Origin of the sequence: Neisseria subflava, assembly GCF_024205745.1 — a bacterium.
Lineage (GTDB): Bacteria > Pseudomonadota > Gammaproteobacteria > Burkholderiales > Neisseriaceae > Neisseria > Neisseria flavescens_B.
Window position 1 is genome coordinate 421,929 of sequence record NZ_CP073117.1, and the last position, 19,662, is coordinate 441,590.

Here is a 19,662-nt window from a genome sequence, read left to right on the forward strand (position 1 = left end):
AAACTGATAAAGGCCGTCTGTTGTTCAGACGGCCTTTTAAATTCCAATGGTTTGCTTTCACACCCATACACTTGTATACTTTTTAAGAATAATTCACATAAGCTTTTACTATGACTGACACCGCCCATCCCGATATCGATACTGTTTCAGAACATACCAAACAATGGCTGGAAAAAGCCGTTATCGGGCTGAATCTCTGCCCGTTTGCCAAAGCGCCGTACGTTAAAAACCTGGTTCGCATCGTTGTCAGCAAAGCCCGTCATTTGGACGGTTTCCTTGAAGACTTGGATCGAGAATTGCAGCTTCTGAGCAATACGCCCGCTTCGGAATTGGAAACCACTTTACTGGTTCATCCGACACTGTTCCCTGATTTTGAAACCTTCAACCAAATGCTGGAAATTGCCGACGATGCGGTTGTAGAAAACAAATTGGAAGGCATTGTCCAAATTGCGCCGTTCCATCCCGATTTCCAATTTGAAGGCACGGAAGCCGACGACATCAGCAACTACACCAACCGCTCGCCCTACCCGACCTTGCATCTGATTCGTGAAGACAGTATTGCCAAAGCGGCTGAAGCATTTCCCGATGCATCGGCAATTTTCGACCGCAATATCGCGCTGCTGGAAAAAATGGGGCATGAAGGCTGGGATAAATTAGACATTCCGTGTTGTCCATTTCCGCATCACAAGCCGTCTGAAAACAAATAATTGGTGATGGGAAGATGGTTCGCTATTTGTTGATTTTTTGCGGCGCATTGTCGCTCGTCTTGGGCATTATCGGCATTTTCATGCCATTTCTGCCGACTACGCCTTTCATTTTATTGACTGCTACTTGCTGGGCACAGGCTTCACCGCGCTTTCACAATTGGCTGTATCATCACCGCTATTTCGGACCGATCATACAAAACTGGGAAAACAACGGCGCCGTACCGCGCAAGGCAAAGTTTTTCGCTATCGGCATGATGACCTTTTCTTGCCTGTTGATGTTTTGGCGGTTTCCAGAACGCTGGTGGATCGGTGTCATATCGTCAGTCTGTTGCAGCTGCGTGGCTGTGTGGATGTGGTTACGGCCGGAAGCATAAAATAAAACAGGTGGACATTTTCGCTTACCTGTTTTTTTATTTTCATACCCAATTTATCCATTAAAACAATCAGTAAGAACCAAAACGCCCTATTCAGCCCTCATTTTTCAGACTGCCGCCATTTATTCAATCAAATGTAAATTTTAGCTAAAATTAATTCAAAGCATTTTTTCGATAGTATTCTTTTCAGGATTTCAAACTCCTGTTTCAAAATCATTTTTTTACTACTTCCCACTACTTCCATCGCTTTTATTTCTTTATTTGTATCAACATTTCTTTTGATTCCAATATTCTAAACCATCCCTTAACACTTGCTTTGCGTTATACTTTCCCCTGACACAACCGCGCAGTTCGTCTGGATATTTTTTCAGACGGCCTGAATATTTCACCGCCGTGCTCTCTCAACGAAGTTCCTCACGGCGCAACAGAATAAAAAGGAAATACCATGCGCTATCTCTCATTTTCACTGCTTCTTGCCGCCCTTCCTGCTGCGGCATCCGATTTTGACGGCTCATCCGCAAGCCTGCTTTGGGGTCTGCCGTTTGCACTGATTCTCTTGTCTATTGCACTCGGGCCTCTGTTTTTCTCCCGTATTTGGCACCACCACTTCGGCAAAATTACAGCGTTTTGGACACTGCTGTTTTTAACGCCGTTTATCGTAACCTTTGGTTTCGGAGCAGGCGTACATACCGTTGCCCATGCTTTGGTTGAAGAATATATCCCTTTTATCCTGTTGCTTTTGGCGCTCTATACCATTTCAGGCGGTATTTTTGTCAGCGGCGATTTGCACGGCTCGCCCAAATTGAACACAACCCTGCTTGCAGTCGGCACGGCTTTGTCTTCCATCATGGGGACGACAGGCGCGGCGATGTTGATGATTCGTCCGCTTTTGAAAGCCAACCATAAACGCCACTACCGCGTTCACATCGTGATTTTCTTCATTTTCTTGGTGGCGAATATCGGCGGCGGTCTGACTCCTTTAGGCGATCCTCCTCTGTTCTTAGGATTCCTGAAAGGCGTAGATTTCATGTGGACGGTCAAACACATGCTGATACCTGTATTGATCAGTTCTGTGGTTTTACTGGCCGTTTTCTACATCATCGACAGCCGACACTTCAACCGTGAACAAAGCGAACACCTTGCTCCCGCTCCTTCCGATGAAGAAGACAAAGTCAAAATCTACGGCAAATGGAACTTCCTGCTGCTGGCGGGTGTGGTCGGTGCGGTTTTGCTGTCCGGCTTGTGGAAGCCCGATCATCCGGGATTTGAGATTTTGGGCAGCCACTATGCGTTGCAAAACTTGGTGCGCGATGTGATTTTGCTGGTGCTGACCATTGTGTCGCTGCTGATTACGCCCAAGCAGGTCAGGGCGGGTAATGAATTCAATTTCGACCCGATTGCCGAAGTGGGCAAACTGTTTTTGGGTATTTTCATTACGATTTCCCCTGTCTTGGCGATTTTGAAGGCAGGCGAAGCGGGCGCGCTGGGAGCGATAGTATCTTTGGTGCATGATGCTTCGGGTAATCCGATTAATACGATGTATTTCTGGATGAGCGGTTTGTTGTCTGCCTTTTTGGATAATGCGCCGACTTATTTGGTATTCTTCAATATGGCGGGCGGCGATGCCCAAGCCTTGATGACTGGCCACCTGTTCCATTCGCTGCTGGCTATATCCATGGGCTCTGTATTTATGGGCGCGCTCACTTATATCGGTAATGCGCCGAACTTCATGGTCAAAGCCATTGCCGAACAACGCGGCGTACCGATGCCTTCCTTCTTCGGCTACATGGCATGGTCGGTGATTGTATTGGTACCGCTGTTTGCCCTGCATACGATGATTTTCTTCGTTTGGCAGCTCTTTTAAACTTAGAGGCCGTCTGAATTTCAGACGGCCTTTTATTTTCAGCTATATCATCAAACATAGCGTTTAAATATCAATCAGTTAAAAATTATTTCCCTTAACACTCGATTACATATTCCTACTTTTTTCCCACTTTTCCCGTAAAAATAAGCGTAAAACTGACATAAAGCAGCCTATACCTGATAAAATCTAAATCTTTGTTGTTTGCGTTTATTCGTTGTTTTTATAGTAAACCTCTGCTTTTTTCAGACGGCCCATCCTTTGTTTCAAAGCATTACATGCCGTCTGAAAAAACAATCCGACATCCGAATCTCAACCCACCAAAAAGTAACGCATCCTTATGATTAAGATAAAAAAAGGCTTAGACCTGCCTATCGCAGGCAGACCGGAGCAAGTCATTTATGACGGCCCGGCCATTACCGAAGTCGCGTTGCTTGGCGAAGAATATGTCGGCATGCGCCCCTCGATGAAAATCAAGGAAGGCGAAGCCGTCAAAAAAGGCCAAGTGCTGTTTGAAGACAAAAAGAATCCGGGCGTAGTATTTACTGCTCCGGCTTCAGGCAAAATCGCCGCTATTCACCGTGGCGAAAAGCGCGTACTTCAGTCAGTCGTGATTGCCGTTGAAGGCAACGACGAAATCGAGTTCGAACGCTACGCACCTGAAGCGCTGGCAAAATTGAGCAGCGAAGAAGTGCGCCGCAACCTGATTCAATCCGGTTTGTGGACTGCGCTGCGCACCCGTCCGTTCAGCAAAATCCCTGCTGTCGATGCCGAGCCGTTCGCCATCTTCGTCAATGCGATGGACACCAATCCGCTGGCTGCCGATCCTACAGTTATCATCAAAGAAGCCGCCGAAGACTTCAAACGCGGCCTACTGGTATTGAGCCGCCTGACCGAACGTAAAATCCATGTGTGTAAAGCAGCCGGCGCAGACGTGCCGTCTGAAAACGCTGCCAACATCGAAACACATGAATTTGGCGGTCCGCATCCTGCCGGTTTGAGTGGCACGCACATTCATTTCATCGAGCCAGTCGGTGCGAACAAAACCGTTTGGACCATCAATTATCAAGATGTGATTGCCATTGGCCGTTTGTTTGCAACAGGCCGTCTGAACACCGAGCGCGTAATTGCCTTGGGCGGTTCTCAAGTCAACAAACCGCGCCTCTTGCGTACCGTTTTGGGTGCGAAAGTATCGCAAATTACTGCGGGCGAATTGGTTGATGCAGACAACCGCGTAATTTCCGGCTCAGTATTGAACGGCGCGATTGCACAAGGCGCGCACGATTACCTCGGCCGCTACCACAATCAGATTTCCGTTATCGAAGAAGGCCGCAGCAAAGAGCTGTTCGGCTGGGTTGCGCCACAGCCGGACAAATACTCCATCACGCGCACAACCCTCGGCCATTTCCTGAAAAACAAACTCTTCAAGTTCAACACAGCCGTCAACGGCGGCGACCGCGCCATGGTACCGATCGGCACTTACGAGCGCGTAATGCCCTTGGATATTCTGCCTACCCTGCTTTTGCGCGATTTAATCGTCGGCGATACCGACAGCGCTCAGGCACTGGGTTGCTTGGAATTGGACGAAGAAGACCTCGCTTTGTGCAGCTTCGTCTGCCCGGGCAAATATGAATACGGCCCGCTGTTGCGCAAGGTGCTGGAAACCATTGAGAAGGAAGGCTGATTATGGGCTTGAAACATTTTCTTGAAAAAATCGAACCGCACTTCCTGCCGGGCGGCAAACATGAAAAATGGTATGCCCTCTACGAAGCTGCGGCGACGATTTTCTATACATCCGGCGCGGTAACGCGCAAAGCGGCCCACGTCCGCGATGCGCTCGATTCCAAGCGCATGATGATTTTGGTGTGGCTGGCTTTGTTCCCTGCCATGTTCTACGGTATGTACAACGTTGGCGTACAGGCATTCGGTGCGTTAACGCCTGATTTACTGCAACAAAATATCGCCAACGACTGGCATTACGCCCTTGCCAACGCTTTGGGCATCAATATGTCGTCTGAAGCGGGCGTATTGGGCAAAATGCTCTTCGGCGCGATTTTCTTCCTGCCGATTTACGCGACTGTATTTGTCGTGGGCGGCTTCTGGGAAGTTTTGTTCGCCACTGTGCGCAAACACGAAATCAACGAAGGTTTCTTCGTGACTTCGATTCTGTTTGCTTTGATCGTTCCACCTACCCTGCCTTTGTGGCAAGCGGCTTTGGGTATTTCTTTCGGCGTTGTGGTTGCGAAAGAAGTATTCGGCGGTACGGGTAAAAACTTCATGAACCCTGCTCTTGCAGGCCGTGCGTTCCTGTTCTTCGCCTACCCTGCCAACATTACCGGCGACACCGTTTGGACTGCGGTTGACGGCTATTCCGGTGCCACTGCGTTGGCGCAATGGGCGGCACACGGTGCAGACGGCCTGAAAAACGCTGTAACCGGTCAAAACATCTCTTGGATGGATGCGTTTATCGGTAACGTGCCCGGCTCAATCGGCGAAGTATCCACTTTGGCGCTCTTAATCGGCGGCGCGTTTATCGTGTTTGCCCGCATTGCCTCTTGGCGCATTATCGCCGGTGTGATGATCGGTATGATTACGATGTCTTCGCTGTTTAACTTCATCGGTTCGGACACCAACGCCATGTTCTCCATGCCTTGGTACTGGCACTTGGTGGTCGGCGGCTTCGCCATCGGTATGCTGTTTATGGCGACCGACCCGGTTTCCGCTTCCTTTACCAATGTCGGCAAATGGTGGTACGGCGCGCTTATCGGTGTAATGTGCGTATTGATCCGCGTGGTCAACCCTGCTTACCCCGAAGGCATGATGTTGGCGATTCTGTTTGCCAACCTGTTTGCCCCGATTTTCGACTATTTCGTCGCACAAGCGAACATCAAACGCAGAAAGGCGCGCAGCAATGGCTAAGAAATTCGATAAAGACAGCTTCAGCGGCACGCTGATTGTGGTATTGGTTGTCAGCCTGATTTGTTCCATCATCGTTGCTGGTGCGGTCGTTGGCTTGAAACCCATCCAAGAGAAACAAAAACTCCAAGATAAACAAGGTTATATCTTGAGCGTAGCCGGTTTGATGGATAAAAATACCGACATCAGCAAAACCTTTGCCGAGCGTATCGAGCAACGTGTCGTGGACTTGGCTACCGGCGAATACGTCGCCGATGCGCCTAAAGACTTCAGCGCACGCGTTGCCGGAAAAGACCCTGCCCAAAGCATCCAAATCAAACCTGAAGACGATTTGGCAGGCATCAAAAGCCGTGCTAAATACACTGAGGTTTACTTGGTAAAAGGCGAAGACGGCAAAGTCAGCCAAATCATCCTGCCTATGCACGGCAACGGTTTGTGGTCTGTTATGTACGGTTTTGTCGCCATTCAACCTGATGGCAACACCATCAACGGCATTACCTACTACGACCAAGGTGAAACCCCGGGTTTGGGCGGCGAAATCGGCAACCCTCTGTGGCAACAAAAATTCGTCGGCAAAAAACTGTTTGACGAAAAAGGCAAATTTGCCCTGCACGTCGGCAAAGGCGCAAGTTCAGACAAAGAACACGGCGTAGATGCCCTCTCCGGCGCATCGCTGACGTCTAAAGGTGTACAAGGTTCGTTCGACTACTGGTTCGGCGAAAACGGCTATATCCCCTACCTGAACAAATTGAAATCAGCAGGAGCACAATAATGGCTGACATGAAACGCTTGAAACATTTGATGTTCTCACCCTTTATCGACAACAACCCGATTGCCTTGCAGGTTTTGGGTATTTGTTCGGCTTTGGCGGTTACCACCAAACTTCAGACGGCCATCGTAATGAGTATTTCCGTAGCTTTGGTAACCGGTTTTTCCAGCTTCTTCATTTCTTTGGTACGCAACTACATCCCCAACAGCATCCGTATTATTGTGCAAATGGCGATTGTTGCTTCCTTGGTAACGCTGGTTGACCAACTGCTCCAAGCTTTTGCCTATGAACTGTCCAAACAGCTGTCCGTATTCGTCGGCCTGATTATTACCAACTGTATCGTGATGGGCCGTGCCGAAGCATTTGCCATGAAAGAGCCTCCTTTGGAGAGCTTGGTTGACGGTATCGGTAACGGCGCAGGTTACGGCTTGATGCTGATTATCATCGCAACCATCCGCGAACTGATCGGCTCTGGCAAGCTCTTTGGCTACACCATTTTCCAAACTGTACAAGATGGCGGCTGGTATCAAACCAACGGCTTGTTCTTGCTCGCCCCTAGCGCGTTCTTCATCATCGGCTTCTTGGTATGGGGTCTGCGCACTTGGAAACCTGAACAGGCGGAGAAATAAGACATGGAACATTACTTAAGCCTCTTTGTAAAATCCGTCTTTCTGGAAAACATGGCACTTTCCTTCTTCTTAGGGATGTGTACATTTTTGGCGGTATCTAAAAAAGTATCCACTGCATTCGGTTTGGGCGTGGCTGTAACTTTCGTACTCGGCCTGTCCGTCCCAGCCAACCAACTCGTTTACTCGCTGTTGAAAGACGGTGCGCTGGTTGAAGGCGTGGATTTGACCTTCCTGAAATTCATCACCTTCATCGGCGTGATTGCTGCTTTGGTGCAGATTTTGGAAATGTTCTTGGACAAATTCGTCCCTGCCCTCTACAACGCATTGGGTATCTACCTGCCTTTGATTACCGTAAACTGCGCGATTTTCGGTGCCGTATCGTTTATGGCGCAACGCGAATACAACTTCGGCGAGTCCGTTGTATACGGTTTCGGTGCAGGTCTGGGCTGGCTTTTGGCTATTGTCGCTTTGGCGGGCATTACCGAAAAAATGAAATATTCGGATGTCCCTAAAGGTCTCAAAGGCTTGGGCATTACCTTTATCGCCGCTGGCCTGATGGCAATGGCGTTTATGTCGTTCTCCGGCATCCAGTTATAAGAAAGGAATCGGCATGGAGATTATTTTAGGTATCGTGATGTTTACCCTCATCGTCTTGGTTTTGGCACTGATGATTCTGTTTGCCAAATCCAAGTTGGTGAGCGAAGGCGACATCACCATCAAAGTCAATAACGAAAAAGAGCTGACGATGCCTGCCGGCGGCAAACTGCTGGGTGCGCTTGCCAGCCAAGGCATCTTCGTTCCTTCCGCCTGCGGTGGCGGCGGTTCGTGCGGACAATGCCGCGTTGTCGTAAAAAGCGGCGGCGGCGACATTCTGCCGACCGAGTTGTCCCACATCAGCAAACGCGAAGCACGCGAAGGCTGCCGTCTGTCTTGTCAGGTCAACGTCAAAACCGACATGGACATCGAAGTACCGGAAGAAGTGTTCGGCGTGAAAAAATGGGAATGCACCGTCATCTCCAATGACAACAAAGCAACGTTCATTAAAGAACTCAAGCTTGCCATTCCAGAAGGCGAAGAAGTTCCTTTCCGCGCCGGTGGCTACATCCAAATTGAAGCTCCTCCTCACACTGTTGCCTACAAAGACTTCGACATTCCTAAGGAATACCACGAAGACTGGGACAAATACAATCTGTGGCAATACGTTTCCAAAGTGGACGAGCCGATTTTGCGTGCCTACTCTATGGCTTCATACCCTGAAGAAAAAGGCATCATTATGCTCAACGTGCGTATCGCTACGCCTCCTCCACGCGTACCTGACGCACCTCCGGGACAAATGTCTTCTTACATCTGGTCGCTTAAAGCCGGTGATAAAGTAACGATTTCCGGTCCGTTTGGTGAGTTCTTTGCCAAAGATACCGATGCCGAAATGGTATTTATCGGCGGTGGTGCGGGTATGGCTCCGATGCGTTCCCACATTTTCGACCAGCTGAAACGTTTGAACTCCAAACGTAAAATTACCTTCTGGTATGGTGCACGTTCTAAACGCGAGATGTTCTATGTCGAAGACTTCGACCAACTCGCAGCAGAATTCCCGAACTTTACATGGCATGTTGCCCTGTCCGACCCATTGCCTGAAGACAACTGGGACGGCTACACAGGCTTCATTCACAACGTGGTTTACGAAAACCACCTGAAAAACCATGAAGCACCGGAAGACTGCGAATTCTATATGTGTGGCCCTCCGATCATGAACCAGTCCGTCATCAAAATGCTCAAAGACTTGGGCGTGGAAGACGAAAACATCCTCTTGGACGATTTCGGCGGCTAACAGACAAAAAGGAAGAAACCTCGGTTTCTTCCTTTTTTATTGCCAGGCCGTCTGAAAACCATACTTTCAGACGGCCTGAACCTTTCTTTTACGATACAATAAAGGCTTCAAAAAATAATCCGCAAATCCCTTATGCCGTTTCTTTCCAATTCATTTTGCCGTCCGATAATCGGTTGTACCGTTGCCATCTTTTCCGCACTCACGCTCTCTGCCTGCCAACCTGAAAAACAACAAACCATCACCCTGCAAGGCGAGACCATGGGCACGACCTATACCGTCAAATATCTTTCAGACGGCCAAGACAAACTCCCCTCCCCTGCCGAAATACAAAAACGCATTGATGACGCACTTAAAGAAGTCAATCGGCAAATGTCTACCTACCAGACCGATTCCGAAATCAGCCAATTCAACCAACTGCGTACCATCAATCAAGCAATGCCCATTTCCCAAGACTTTGCCTATGTGACCGGCGAAGCCTTGCGTTTAAACAAACTAACGCACGGCGCACTGGACGTAACCGTCGGTCCTTTGGTCAACCTTTGGGGATTCGGCCCGCAAAAAGAAATCACACACGAACCAACCGCGCAAGAAATCCAACATGCTTCAGAAATGGTCGGTACGGACAAACTCAAACTTTCCCAAGACGGACAGCAACCTACGCTTGCCAAAACCCATCCCGAAGTCTATTTAGACCTATCCTCCATCGCCAAAGGTTTTGGCGTGGATAAAACCGCCGCCGAACTTGAAAAACTCAATATCGGCAATTATTTGGTAGAAATCGGAGGCGAGTTGCATGGTAAAGGCCACAATGCGCAAGGCAATCCTTGGCGTATCGGCATCGAGCAGCCCAATATCGTTCAAGGCGGCGCCACTCAAATTACCATTCCATTGGACAATAAATCACTGGCCACATCCGGCGACTACCGTATTTTCCATGTCGATAAGTCAGGCCGCCGCCTTTCCCATATCATCAACCCTAAAACCAAACAACCCATTAGCCACAACCTTGCTTCCATCAGCGTAGTAGCTGAAAACGCTACACTTGCAGACGGCCTTTCAACCGGCTTGTTCGTCCTCGGAGAAACCGAAGCACTTAAACTTGCCGAGCAAGAAAATCTCGCCGTTTTCCTTATCATCCGAACCCCGCAAGGCGGCTACCATACTGAAATGTCCAGCGCATTCAAGAAATTATTAAACTAACCTTCAGGAATACACACATGAAAACCCTCCTCCTTACTTTCGGCATTTTTATCATTGTCATCCTCGGCATGGCAGTCGGCTATATTTTCTCCAAACGCACCATCAAAGGCAGCTGCGGCGGCATTTCCTCTCTCGGCATGAAAAAAATGTGCGATTGTGATACGCCATGCGATACCTTGCAAAAAGAACTGGATAAAAAACAACATTCCGACAACCAAGGCATCAAAGTCGATCATTAAGTCGTTGTTGAATGTTTATTCATGATTTAAGGCTGCTTATCCCCTATCAGGCCGTCTGAAAAATAAAAGAGCGTGACCCCAATGGATACACGCTCTTTTATTTTGCCTCTTACAAAGCAATCCAAAAATATCTTGCATACACATTTGAAACAAGCCCCCAAAACCAATCATGAAACAAAAAGAAAAGCTCCTGCAAAACAGGAGCTTTTTCTTGGAAGAAACCGGATTATTTCAATTTAGTTTCTTTGTAAATAACGTGTTTACGGGCTACTGGGTCAAATTTTTTGATTTCCAGTTTGCCAGGCATAGTACGTTTGTTTTTAGTAGTTGTGTAGAAGTGACCAGTACCAGCGCTGGACTCCAGTTTGATTTTATCGCGCATTGCAGTAATCCTTAATTAATGGTGTTTAAATTAAGCTTCGCCGCGAGCACGCAAATCAGCCAATACGACATCAATGCCTACTTTATCGATGGTGCGCAATGCAGCGTTAGAAACGCGTAGGCGAACCCAGCGGTTTTCACTTTCTACCCAGAAACGACGTGATTGCAAGTTAGGCAAAAAACGACGTTTGGTTTTGTTGTTGGCGTGTGATACGTTATTGCCAGACATCGGGCGCTTACCGGTCACTTTGCAAACTCGTGCCATGGTTAGTCTCCAAACTTCTAAAATAGTAAAACGCGATTTATACCACGAAATCCGCCTTCAGTTCAAGTCGTTTACTGAAAAAACGGGATTTGTGGAAATAAACCTTCTCAATATGTTGCATCTGCGAAACGGTATCTCGCAAAGCCTTAACTTTTCAATTATAACGGATTTCTTCAAAAAAATCATCTGTCGTTTGCGCGGTCGGCGAAATAAACAGGCCGTCTGAACATTTCAGACGGCCTGTTTGTCATCATGCTTTTTTCTTCAACGCCGCATTCAAAATACAGCCGAGTATAAAGCAGGCTAAAGAGGGAACAACCCACCCCAAACCGATATTGTAAAACGGCAATGCGCGCTCGATGGCAGCGGCGGTGTCGGCATCCAATCCAAACGCGGCCTTATAGGCATCGAGCAAACCGACCACAAGGGCCGCCATCATGGTGCAGAAATAGACAATACGGCCGCCGCCAAACAATTTATCCGTCAAAGCCAGCAGAATGATGACGATGGTCAGCGGATACAACAGCATCAACATAGGGATGGAAAACTGCAAAATCGCTGACAGGCCTTTATTGGCCAACAGGATAGACACCACCGTATTCAGTATCACAAAGGCTTTATAAGAAATACCCGGGCAAAGACGGTTAAAATATTCGGCGCATGAAGTAATCAAGCCAACGGCCGTACTCAGACAGGCAAGCAGCACCATGACGCCAAGCAACACAATACCGGCCATACCGAAATAGTGTTGTGCAGTTTTAGACAAAACCGACGCGCCATTTTCCTGTAAGCCGATACCGGCCACACCTGTCGCGCCCATATAGCCGATAAACAGGTAAACCACTGCCAAACAAGAAGCCGCCAACACGCCCGAAATCGTCGTGGTCTTCAGCAAGTCCGCGCGGTTGTCCACGCCCATGGCGCGAACGGCATCGATGACGATGATGGCAAACACCAGCGAAGCCAGCGCGTCCATGGTGCCGTAGCCTTCCAAAATGCCTTTAACCAACGGATAAGTGGCAAAATCACCTTGCGCCGCCTGCGGCACACCCATTGGATTAATGGCGGCATAGCCGACCAATATCGCAATTGACAACAACAAAACAGGCGTGAGGATTTTACCGATACGGTCAACCAGCTTACCTGGAGAAATCGACAGCCAATAAGTCATGCCGAAAAACACCAAGCTGAATACGGCCAATGCGATGTTTTTCCAAGATTCATCAATGAAAGGGGAAATCGCGGTTTCAAAAGACACTGTCGCCGTACGCGGCATGGCAAACAGAGGGCCGATTGCCAGATAAAGCGCAGCGGCAAAAGTCACGCCGTACCAAGGCGCAACACGGGAAGCCAATGCCTCCACATCGCGCGAGCCGGAATAGCCGACGGCAATCACGCCCAATAATGGCAAACCCGCCCCTGTCAGCAAAAAGCCAAACATGGCCGAAAGCCAGTTTTCACCGGCCTGCTGCCCTAAAAAAGCAGGAAAAATCAGATTCCCCGCCCCAAAAAACAGGGCAAACAACATTAAGCCCACTGCCCATAAAGAAGCTTTGGTATGACTTGTCGTCGAATCCATTTTAGTTCTCTTTTTTCAAATTCTCATTATCGGTTTCATCGGCTTCAAGGCCGTCTGAAAGCATTTCAGCTTCGTTTGTTTCCAAACCATCTTTCAGGCTGATTTCGATTTCACCATAATTTTCAGGCTGCACGATACGCACCAAGCCTTCTTTAGCCAATTCCAGCAATGCAATAAAATTGACCACCACATATGTCGCGCCCTGCTCCGGCTTAAACAAATCGCTGAACTTACTGATACCGCTTTCGTTCAAACGGCGCAAAATCGCCGTCATCTGCGCGCGCACGGAAATGGTTTCCCGCACCACTTCATGGCTGCGCGTATGCTTGGCACGCGACAAAATTCCCAACCAAGCCTGCGTTAAATCGGCAACGTACACTTCCGGCAACTTCGCTTCGACCGCAATTTCCAACGGCAAATACGCCCAAGCAAAATCACGCCCGGCACGCGGCAACGCATCCAAGCCCTGAGCCGCCAGTTTCATCTGTTCGTAAGCCAACAGACGGCGCACCAACTCAGCACGCGGATCCTCCTCTTCATCCTCAACTTCTTCAGGACGCGGCAGAAGCAGGCGCGATTTAATTTCAATCAACATCGCCGCCATCAGCAGGTATTCCGCCGCCAAATCAAACTGATACACTTCCATTTGGGCAATATAGTGCAGATACTGCTCGGTAATCCTCACCATCGGAATATCGAGGACATCAATATTTTGCTTGCGGATGAGGTACAGCAACAAATCCAACGGCCCTTGGAAGCTGCTCAATACCACCTTCAACGCATCAGGCGGAATAAACAAATCCTGCGGCACATCGGTGACAGGCTGACCGAACACCCACGCAACGGTATGTTCAGACGGCATTGCGGCAGTGGAAGAAATAAGGTGTTCTGAAGGCATGGTTAAAGGGTCTTTTTCTTTTTAAGTTTCGTAAGAAGTTTCATCAACAAAAGGCCGTCTGAAACAAGGACAGCCCTTTTTTAATATAAAAATCAGCGTTTTTTACGATTGATTTGCAAAGAAACAATGGCGACGGCAAAGGTCTGGGCCAAGGCCATCCCCAACAGCGGCAGGCTGGCAAAAACTGTACCCGTCAGTACCGAGCCAATATCTCGGGACAACACAAAACCATCCCTCGCAAGCATCGCCACGATCAAAGCCAACAGCAGCAAACTTTCGCAGCCGACCAAAAACCAAATCATTTTAACCGAATGGCGTTTGCGCCATTTCATAATACCGGCGTGCAAAAGACTGAATATCACGACGGACAGAAACGGATAAAGAAAAGTGGTGAATGGGCGGTCATAACCGCTTTGCACACACAAATAATCGCCCGGCAGCGTATTGCATTCCATCACATCGAGAAACATCGGATCGACAGCATACATCAGCACGCCGAACCATACCGCATAAATCAGACTAGCAATAAAGTAGGCTTTAAAAAATCGGCTCATAGGCAAAAAAGGTCGTCTGAAAAAATAAATTTCAAAAGGCTTAAACCCACATCAAATTTTCTGATTGGCATTTGCAGAAGAGTCCAACACACTCAGGGCTTGAACTGCTGCCATGCCATAAACAGGCAATCCAAAAAAAATGACTCCCGTTATTGCCGTCCAACTACTATCCAGACTACTCCACTCCCACAGTAAAAAAACAAACCAAACAATCCACCATTCGATGATAGGCAAGGCAAGAGTCGTCAAAGTTGTACAGCGTTTGGTCCACTTCATAATGCCGGCATTGAGTAGGGACAATAACATTACAGATAAAAACGGAAAGAAGAAAAACTCCAAAGATGCTTTCTCAAAAGCCGACATTTCATGAGCTCGTGAACAATACTGTAGACGCTGTTCATTTTCAGGGTCAATATCAAAACAATCGAATCCTGTAAGCAGCAAATCGACACCGTACATCAACAAACCAAAGACAATCGCATAAATCAGGCTACTGATAAAGTAGGCTTTAAAAAATCGGCTCTTACCCATTTCCTACCCCTCACTTCCGTTCTGCGATATGCTCCACCGCAGCCTGCGCACAATACAGCCCAAACGAAGCCGTTACCAGCATACTCGCCCCATAGCCCGCGCAGGACAAACCTTGCGGCGCGGCATCGGTCGAACACGCTTCGCCGGATTGTGGCGGCGTAATATTCTCGGTTGAATAAACGCAAGGCACGCGCATTTTTTCTTTGGTATCGCGGCTGAATCCGTAGCGTTTGCGCAAGGTGTAGCGCAAATTGGAAAGCAGCGGATCGTGGGTAACGCGGCTCAAATCGGCGGTTTGAATCAAAGCCGGATTTTTCTGTCCGCCCGCGCCACCGCTGATAATAAACGGTTGTTTATGTTGCACGAAATACGCCGCCATCGCCGCTTTGACACGGATTTGATCAATGGCGTCAATGACAAAGTCAAAAGGCCGTCTGAAAAGCTCGTCCAGATTGTCTTCAGTAACAAAATCTTCGATTTCCGTCACTTCACATTGCGGATTGATTTGAGCAATGCGTTCGCGCAAAGCGGTAACTTTTGCCTTACCGAAATCATCGGTCAAGGCATGCAACTGACGGTTGACATTGGACTCGGCAACGTTGTCCAAATCAATCAGCGTTAAACGACCGATACCGCTCCTCGCCAAAGCTTCCACCGCCCACGAGCCGACGCCGCCGACGCCGACCACGCACACATGCGCACGCGAAAAGCGCGCCAGTGCTTCGTCTCCGTAAAGTCTGGCAATGCCGCCAAAGCGGCGCGAAGAAAGAAAAGCGGCGTCCTGCATAAGTAACCTTGTGATATATCAATAAATTAATGAAAAACGCCACAGGCGAATCGGACTGACATTATACTTGAAAGCAGATGGGCTGTTGTACCCGCCCGAAAGAGTTTATAATCGTTTCACATTCAGACAAGTTCTGATTTCAGATTAAACGAAAGTGCCGCTACTCGGCGCAAAAGGAGAATAAATATGTACAAACATCTGGTTGTAGCCGTTGACGGTAGCGAGACTTCCCTCAATGCATTGAAACACGCCGCCGAACTGGCAAGCCTCAACAAAGCTCAACTGACTTTGGTTCACGTTGCCAACCCTGCCGAATATATGGCTTTGGCTCCTGAATTCCTGCAACACGAAAGCTATGAAGCCGCCGCAGTGGCTCAAGGTAACGAAGTTTTGGATTTCGCAGAAAAAACAGCGCGTGAATGCGGCGTTGAAAACATCGTGAAACACTTGTTGGTCGCCAACAAAGGCGCGCGCGAAATGGCGCAAGACTTGGTTGACTACGCCGACAACAACGGCGCAGACCTGCTGGTACTCGGCACACACGGCCGCACCGGCCTGATGCACCTCCTGATGGGCAGCTTCGCCGAAACCGTAATGCGTCAAAGCCACCTGCCTCTGCTGATTATCCGCAGCAAAGCCGAAGAAGCATAATCAAGCATTTATTTAAAATAGCGAAAGGCCGTCTGAATATTTTTCAGACGGCCTTTTTTCACATGACGGCTTCAGGTTTTATTTCGCCATTTCTTTGAACACTTCGTGTGCCACAGCAATGGTTTCGTCAATCAGCTCAGGCGTATGCGCGGCGGAAACAAAACCGGCTTCGTAAGCTGACGGGCCGAATGCGACATTGCGGTCGAGCATACCGTGGAAGAAATGTTTGAAACCGTCGATATTGGAACGTGCCATGTCGGCATAGTTTTGCGGCGTATGGCTGGCAAAATACAAACCAAACATACCGCCCACGCTGTCCGCCGTAAATTCAACGCCATGTGCTTTAGCCGCATCGGCAATACCGTTGGCAAGGCGTTGGGTCAGGGCAGTCAGGTTTTCATAGAAGCCTTCGCGCTGAATGATTTCCAGCGTTTTCAAACCAGCCGCAACCGCAATCGGATTGCCGGACAATGTACCTGCCTGATACACGCCGCCCAATGGGGAAATACATTCCATAATGTCTTTACGGCCGCCGAACGCCGCCAAAGGCATACCGCCGCCGATCACTTTGCCCATAGTGGTCAAATCAGGTTTGATGCCGTGCAAAGATTGCGCGCCACCCAGCGCCACGCGGAAGCCGGTCATCACTTCGTCGTAAATCAACACGGCACCGTGTTTTTCAGTCAATTCGCGTAAGGCTTTGACAAAGGCTTCAGACGGCCTAACCAGATTCATATTACCGACAAAAGGCTCCAAAATCACACAGGCGATGTCATTGCCGTTTTGGGCAAAGGCTTCTTCCAGTTGGGCGATATTGTTGTATTCGAGTACCAAAGTATGTTTGGTAAAGTCGGCAGGTACACCGGCGGAAGAAGGGTTGCCAAACGTCAGCAGACCGCTGCCTGCTTTAACCAGCAAACTGTCGGAATGGCCGTGGTAGCAGCCTTCAAACTTGATGATTTTGTCGCGGCCGGTAAAACCGCGTGCCAGACGGATGGCGGTCATCGTTGCTTCCGTACCGGAGCTGACAAGGCGCAGCTGCTCGACGGATGGCATGATTTTGGCGATTTCTTCGGCAATAACAATTTCGCCTTCAGTCGGCGCACCAAACGACAAACCGCCCAATGCTGCCTCGCGCACGGCTTCAATGACTTCAGGATGGGCATGGCCGACAATAGCAGGGCCCCAAGAGCCGACATAGTCGGTATAACGCGTGCCGTTTTCGTCCCAAACATACGCGCCTTCTGCCTTTTTGATAAAGCGCGGCACGCCGCCGACGCTGCCGAATGCGCGCACAGGAGAGTTTACGCCGCCGGGAATAATGGCTTTGGCGCGGTTGAACAAGCTTTCATTACGGTTCATGGTCAATTCTTTCGTAAGAGGTCGTCTGAAAATCAAATCGATGCCATTTTAACACCAAATCCTTTTCAGACGGCCCAAGCTTCAAAATAAGAATCGGGCGCAAAATCAAAATTATTCTTTAAAAACAAACACTCTATCCACATTTTTCCTGCTTGTGCTATAATCCGCGACCTATTGAAACAATAAAAGAAAAGCATCATGTTACGCGGATTCATACTCAGCCTCGCCCTTTTAGCGTCCTCCCTCGTCCATGCACAACGCAGCCTGCCTGACGATATGGATGTGGCCGTTTTAAAGACTGTCGATTTGCCTTATCTGAAAGTCAGCAAAGGCGGTTTTTCTTGGGCGCGCCTGCTGACCTTGGGCATTGTGGACGGCAATGCGGCCAAACTGCAAATCACCCGCTTCACCAAAATCCACGATGAAAACGACCGTTTCATTCCGATGGGCCGCCTGCTGAATCAAACCGGCAAAGCCGTTGCGTTCAAATACAACGAAGAAAGCCGCCTCGTCCGAGAAATCTGGATTTTGACCGACGCCGAAGCCGACAGGTTCATCGAACACGCTAAAAAGCAGAAAAAGGCGGAAGAATAATTTTTCAGACGGCCCGAGTATTTCACAGGCCGTCTGAACCCTTTTACAACAAGCAAGTCAATCAAAACAAACCATGAAAAAAGTATTTATCCGCACCTTCGGGTGCCAAATGAACGAGTACGACAGCGAAAAAATGCTGTCCGTCCTCGCTGAAGAACACGGCGGCATCGAACAGGTTACCCAACCTGACGACGCCGACATCATCTTGTTCAACACCTGCTCCGTGCGTGAAAAAGCGCAAGAGAAAGTCTTCTCCGACTTAGGCCGCGTACGCCCGCTCAAAGAAAAAAATCCCGACCTCATCATCGGCGTTGCCGGCTGTGTTGCCTCTCAAGAAGGCGAAAACATCGTCAAACGCGCTCCGTATGTGGACGTGGTTTTCGGCCCGCAAACGCTGCACCGCCTGCCCAAACTCATCGTCGACAAAGAAACCACCGGCCTGTCTCAAATCGATATTTCCTTCCCCGAAATCGAAAAATTCGACCACCTGCCGCCTGCGCGCGTAGAAGGCGGCTCGGCTTTCATTTCCATTATGGAAGGCTGTTCCAAATACTGCTCTTACTGCGTCGTCCCTTATACCCGCGGTGAAGAATTCTCCCGCCCGCTCAACGACGTATTGACCGAGATTGCCGGTTTGGCGCAACAAGGCGTTAAAGAAATCAACCTCTTAGGCCAAAACGTCAATGCCTATCGCGGCGAAATGGAAAACGGCGAAATCTGCGACTTTGCCACTTTGTTGCGCATTGTCCACGAAATCCCCGGCATCGAACGCCTGCGCTTTACCACCAGCCATCCGCGCGAATTTACCGATGCGATTATCGAGTGCTACCGCGACCTGCCGAAGCTGGTTTCCCACCTGCACCTGCCGATTCAAAGCGGTTCCGACCGTGTATTGAGCGCGATGAAACGCGGCTACACCGCCTTGGAATACAAATCCATCATCCGCAAACTGCGTGCCATCCGTCCTGATTTGTGCCTCAGCTCCGACTTTATCGTCGGCTTCCCGGGCGAGACCGAGCGCGAGTTCGAGCAAACCTTGAAACTGGTCAAAGACATTGCCTTCGACTTGAGCTTCGTCTTTATTTACAGTCCGCGCCCTGGCACGCCTGCCGCCAACCTGCACGACGACACGCCGCATGAAGAAAAAGTGCGCCGCCTCGAAGCCTTGAATGAAGTTATCGAAGCCGAAACCGCGCGCATCAACCAAACCATGATCGGCACGGTTCAACGCTGCTTGGTTGAAGGTATCTCCAAAAAAGACCCTGACCAACTGCAAGCCCGTACCGCCAACAACCGCGTGGTCAACTTTACCGGCACACCCGACATGATCAACCAAATGATCGATTTGGAAATCACCGAAGCCTACACCTTCTCCCTGAAAGGCAAACCGGTATAAGTACACACAAACAAAGGCCGTCTGAAACTGTTCAGACGGCCTTTATCTTGGTTCGGCACGGCATTATCTGATTCATGTATTTTTATTACCCGAACAAAAGGCTTTTCAGTATAATACCGCCCGAAAATTCCCTTATCTGTT

22 protein-coding genes are annotated in these 19,662 nt (G+C 49.1%); 14 read left to right on the forward strand and 8 right to left on the reverse strand.

Going from position 1 to position 19,662, the window contains the following annotated elements; translation table 11 throughout:
- Nucleotides 1-110: 110 nt before the first annotated feature.
- From KCG55_RS02035 to nqrM, 11 genes are all read left to right on the forward strand, one after another.
- Nucleotides 111-707, forward strand: a complete 597-nt coding sequence (locus tag KCG55_RS02035; protein WP_254323243.1) for a DUF1415 domain-containing protein — start codon at nucleotides 111-113, stop codon at nucleotides 705-707.
- A gap of 14 nt (nucleotides 708-721) precedes the next feature.
- Nucleotides 722-1,081: a YbaN family protein gene (locus KCG55_RS02040; RefSeq protein ID WP_063076686.1), complete on the forward strand. Its 360-nt coding sequence runs from the start codon at nucleotides 722-724 to the stop codon at nucleotides 1,079-1,081.
- 445 nt (nucleotides 1,082-1,526) lie between these two features.
- Nucleotides 1,527-2,945: a sodium:proton antiporter gene (locus KCG55_RS02045; protein WP_254323244.1), complete on the forward strand. Its 1,419-nt coding sequence runs from the start codon at nucleotides 1,527-1,529 to the stop codon at nucleotides 2,943-2,945.
- A gap of 337 nt (nucleotides 2,946-3,282) precedes the next feature.
- Nucleotides 3,283-4,626, forward strand: coding sequence for a Na(+)-translocating NADH-quinone reductase subunit A (locus KCG55_RS02050; RefSeq protein WP_070615826.1), 1,344 nt, complete (start codon nucleotides 3,283-3,285; stop codon nucleotides 4,624-4,626).
- Between the two features lie 2 nt (nucleotides 4,627-4,628).
- Complete coding sequence (locus tag KCG55_RS02055; RefSeq protein WP_254323245.1) at nucleotides 4,629-5,861, forward strand: NADH:ubiquinone reductase (Na(+)-transporting) subunit B; 1,233 nt, start codon at nucleotides 4,629-4,631, stop codon at nucleotides 5,859-5,861.
- Nucleotides 5,854-6,630 (forward strand): Na(+)-translocating NADH-quinone reductase subunit C, encoded by a 777-nt coding sequence (locus KCG55_RS02060; protein WP_254323246.1) that lies wholly within the window; start codon nucleotides 5,854-5,856, stop codon nucleotides 6,628-6,630. Before KCG55_RS02055 ends, KCG55_RS02060 begins: the two co-directional genes overlap by 8 nt.
- Complete coding sequence (locus tag KCG55_RS02065; RefSeq protein WP_254323247.1) at nucleotides 6,630-7,256, forward strand: NADH:ubiquinone reductase (Na(+)-transporting) subunit D; 627 nt, start codon at nucleotides 6,630-6,632, stop codon at nucleotides 7,254-7,256. The genes KCG55_RS02060 and KCG55_RS02065 overlap by 1 nt, the downstream gene beginning before the upstream one ends.
- Nucleotides 7,257-7,259: 3 nt before the next feature.
- Nucleotides 7,260-7,853 carry an NADH:ubiquinone reductase (Na(+)-transporting) subunit E gene (gene nqrE, locus KCG55_RS02070; protein ID WP_003684365.1) on the forward strand — a complete coding sequence of 198 codons (594 nt, stop codon included), beginning with the start codon at nucleotides 7,260-7,262 and terminating at the stop codon, nucleotides 7,851-7,853.
- Nucleotides 7,854-7,866: 13 nt separating this feature from the next.
- The gene (gene nqrF, locus KCG55_RS02075) at nucleotides 7,867-9,084 is read left to right on the forward strand and encodes an NADH:ubiquinone reductase (Na(+)-transporting) subunit F (RefSeq protein WP_049333900.1); all 1,218 of its coding nucleotides are present in this window, start codon (nucleotides 7,867-7,869) and stop codon (nucleotides 9,082-9,084) included.
- A gap of 132 nt (nucleotides 9,085-9,216) precedes the next feature.
- Nucleotides 9,217-10,284, forward strand: a complete 1,068-nt coding sequence (locus tag KCG55_RS02080) for an FAD:protein FMN transferase (RefSeq protein WP_254323248.1) — start codon at nucleotides 9,217-9,219, stop codon at nucleotides 10,282-10,284.
- Nucleotides 10,285-10,301: 17 nt separating this feature from the next.
- Nucleotides 10,302-10,523 carry a (Na+)-NQR maturation NqrM gene (gene nqrM / locus KCG55_RS02085; RefSeq protein ID WP_003680888.1) on the forward strand — a complete coding sequence of 74 codons (222 nt, stop codon included), beginning with the start codon at nucleotides 10,302-10,304 and terminating at the stop codon, nucleotides 10,521-10,523.
- 226 nt (nucleotides 10,524-10,749) lie between these two features.
- Here the strand turns inward: nqrM and rpmG are convergent, their stop codons facing one another.
- The 7 genes from rpmG to KCG55_RS02120 all read right to left on the reverse strand — a co-directional run bounded on the left by rpmG (nucleotide 10,750) and on the right by KCG55_RS02120 (nucleotide 15,518).
- Complete coding sequence (rpmG, locus tag KCG55_RS02090; protein WP_003684373.1) at nucleotides 10,750-10,905, reverse strand: 50S ribosomal protein L33; 156 nt, start codon at nucleotides 10,903-10,905, stop codon at nucleotides 10,750-10,752.
- 30 nt (nucleotides 10,906-10,935) lie between these two features.
- A complete protein-coding gene (gene rpmB, locus KCG55_RS02095) occupies nucleotides 10,936-11,169 on the reverse strand; it encodes a 50S ribosomal protein L28 (protein WP_002216391.1) in 234 nt (77 codons plus the stop codon).
- Nucleotides 11,170-11,419: 250 nt separating this feature from the next.
- Nucleotides 11,420-12,748 carry a branched-chain amino acid transport system II carrier protein gene (gene brnQ / locus KCG55_RS02100; RefSeq protein ID WP_254323249.1) on the reverse strand — a complete coding sequence of 443 codons (1,329 nt, stop codon included), beginning with the start codon at nucleotides 12,746-12,748 and terminating at the stop codon, nucleotides 11,420-11,422.
- A gap of 1 nt (nucleotide 12,749) precedes the next feature.
- Nucleotides 12,750-13,646: a segregation and condensation protein A gene (locus tag KCG55_RS02105; RefSeq protein ID WP_254323250.1), complete on the reverse strand. Its 897-nt coding sequence runs from the start codon at nucleotides 13,644-13,646 to the stop codon at nucleotides 12,750-12,752.
- 92 nt (nucleotides 13,647-13,738) lie between these two features.
- Nucleotides 13,739-14,200 (reverse strand): hypothetical protein, encoded by a 462-nt coding sequence (locus tag KCG55_RS02110; RefSeq protein WP_254323251.1) that lies wholly within the window; start codon nucleotides 14,198-14,200, stop codon nucleotides 13,739-13,741.
- Nucleotides 14,201-14,251: 51 nt separating this feature from the next.
- Nucleotides 14,252-14,731, reverse strand: a complete 480-nt coding sequence (locus tag KCG55_RS02115; protein ID WP_254323252.1) for a hypothetical protein — start codon at nucleotides 14,729-14,731, stop codon at nucleotides 14,252-14,254.
- Between the two features lie 10 nt (nucleotides 14,732-14,741).
- Nucleotides 14,742-15,518, reverse strand: a complete 777-nt coding sequence (locus KCG55_RS02120; protein WP_049333907.1) for a tRNA threonylcarbamoyladenosine dehydratase — start codon at nucleotides 15,516-15,518, stop codon at nucleotides 14,742-14,744.
- A gap of 186 nt (nucleotides 15,519-15,704) precedes the next feature.
- On the opposite strand from KCG55_RS02120, the gene KCG55_RS02125 reads away from it, so the two are divergent.
- Entirely contained in the window at nucleotides 15,705-16,169 is a 465-nt protein-coding gene (locus KCG55_RS02125; RefSeq protein ID WP_254321038.1) for a universal stress protein, read from the forward strand.
- A 78-nt stretch (nucleotides 16,170-16,247) separates the two neighbouring features.
- On the opposite strand, the gene hemL is transcribed toward KCG55_RS02125, so the two are convergent.
- A complete protein-coding gene (gene hemL / locus KCG55_RS02130) occupies nucleotides 16,248-17,531 on the reverse strand; it encodes a glutamate-1-semialdehyde 2,1-aminomutase (RefSeq protein ID WP_254323253.1) in 1,284 nt (427 codons plus the stop codon).
- Nucleotides 17,532-17,729: 198 nt separating this feature from the next.
- On the opposite strand from hemL, the gene KCG55_RS02135 reads away from it, so the two are divergent.
- Together KCG55_RS02135 and miaB are read left to right on the forward strand one after the other, a co-directional pair.
- Nucleotides 17,730-18,125 (forward strand): hypothetical protein, encoded by a 396-nt coding sequence (locus KCG55_RS02135; RefSeq protein WP_254323254.1) that lies wholly within the window; start codon nucleotides 17,730-17,732, stop codon nucleotides 18,123-18,125.
- Nucleotides 18,126-18,198: 73 nt separating this feature from the next.
- A complete protein-coding gene (miaB, locus tag KCG55_RS02140) occupies nucleotides 18,199-19,521 on the forward strand; it encodes a tRNA (N6-isopentenyl adenosine(37)-C2)-methylthiotransferase MiaB (RefSeq protein WP_003684389.1) in 1,323 nt (440 codons plus the stop codon).
- The last annotated feature ends 141 nt before the right edge of the window (nucleotides 19,522-19,662 follow it).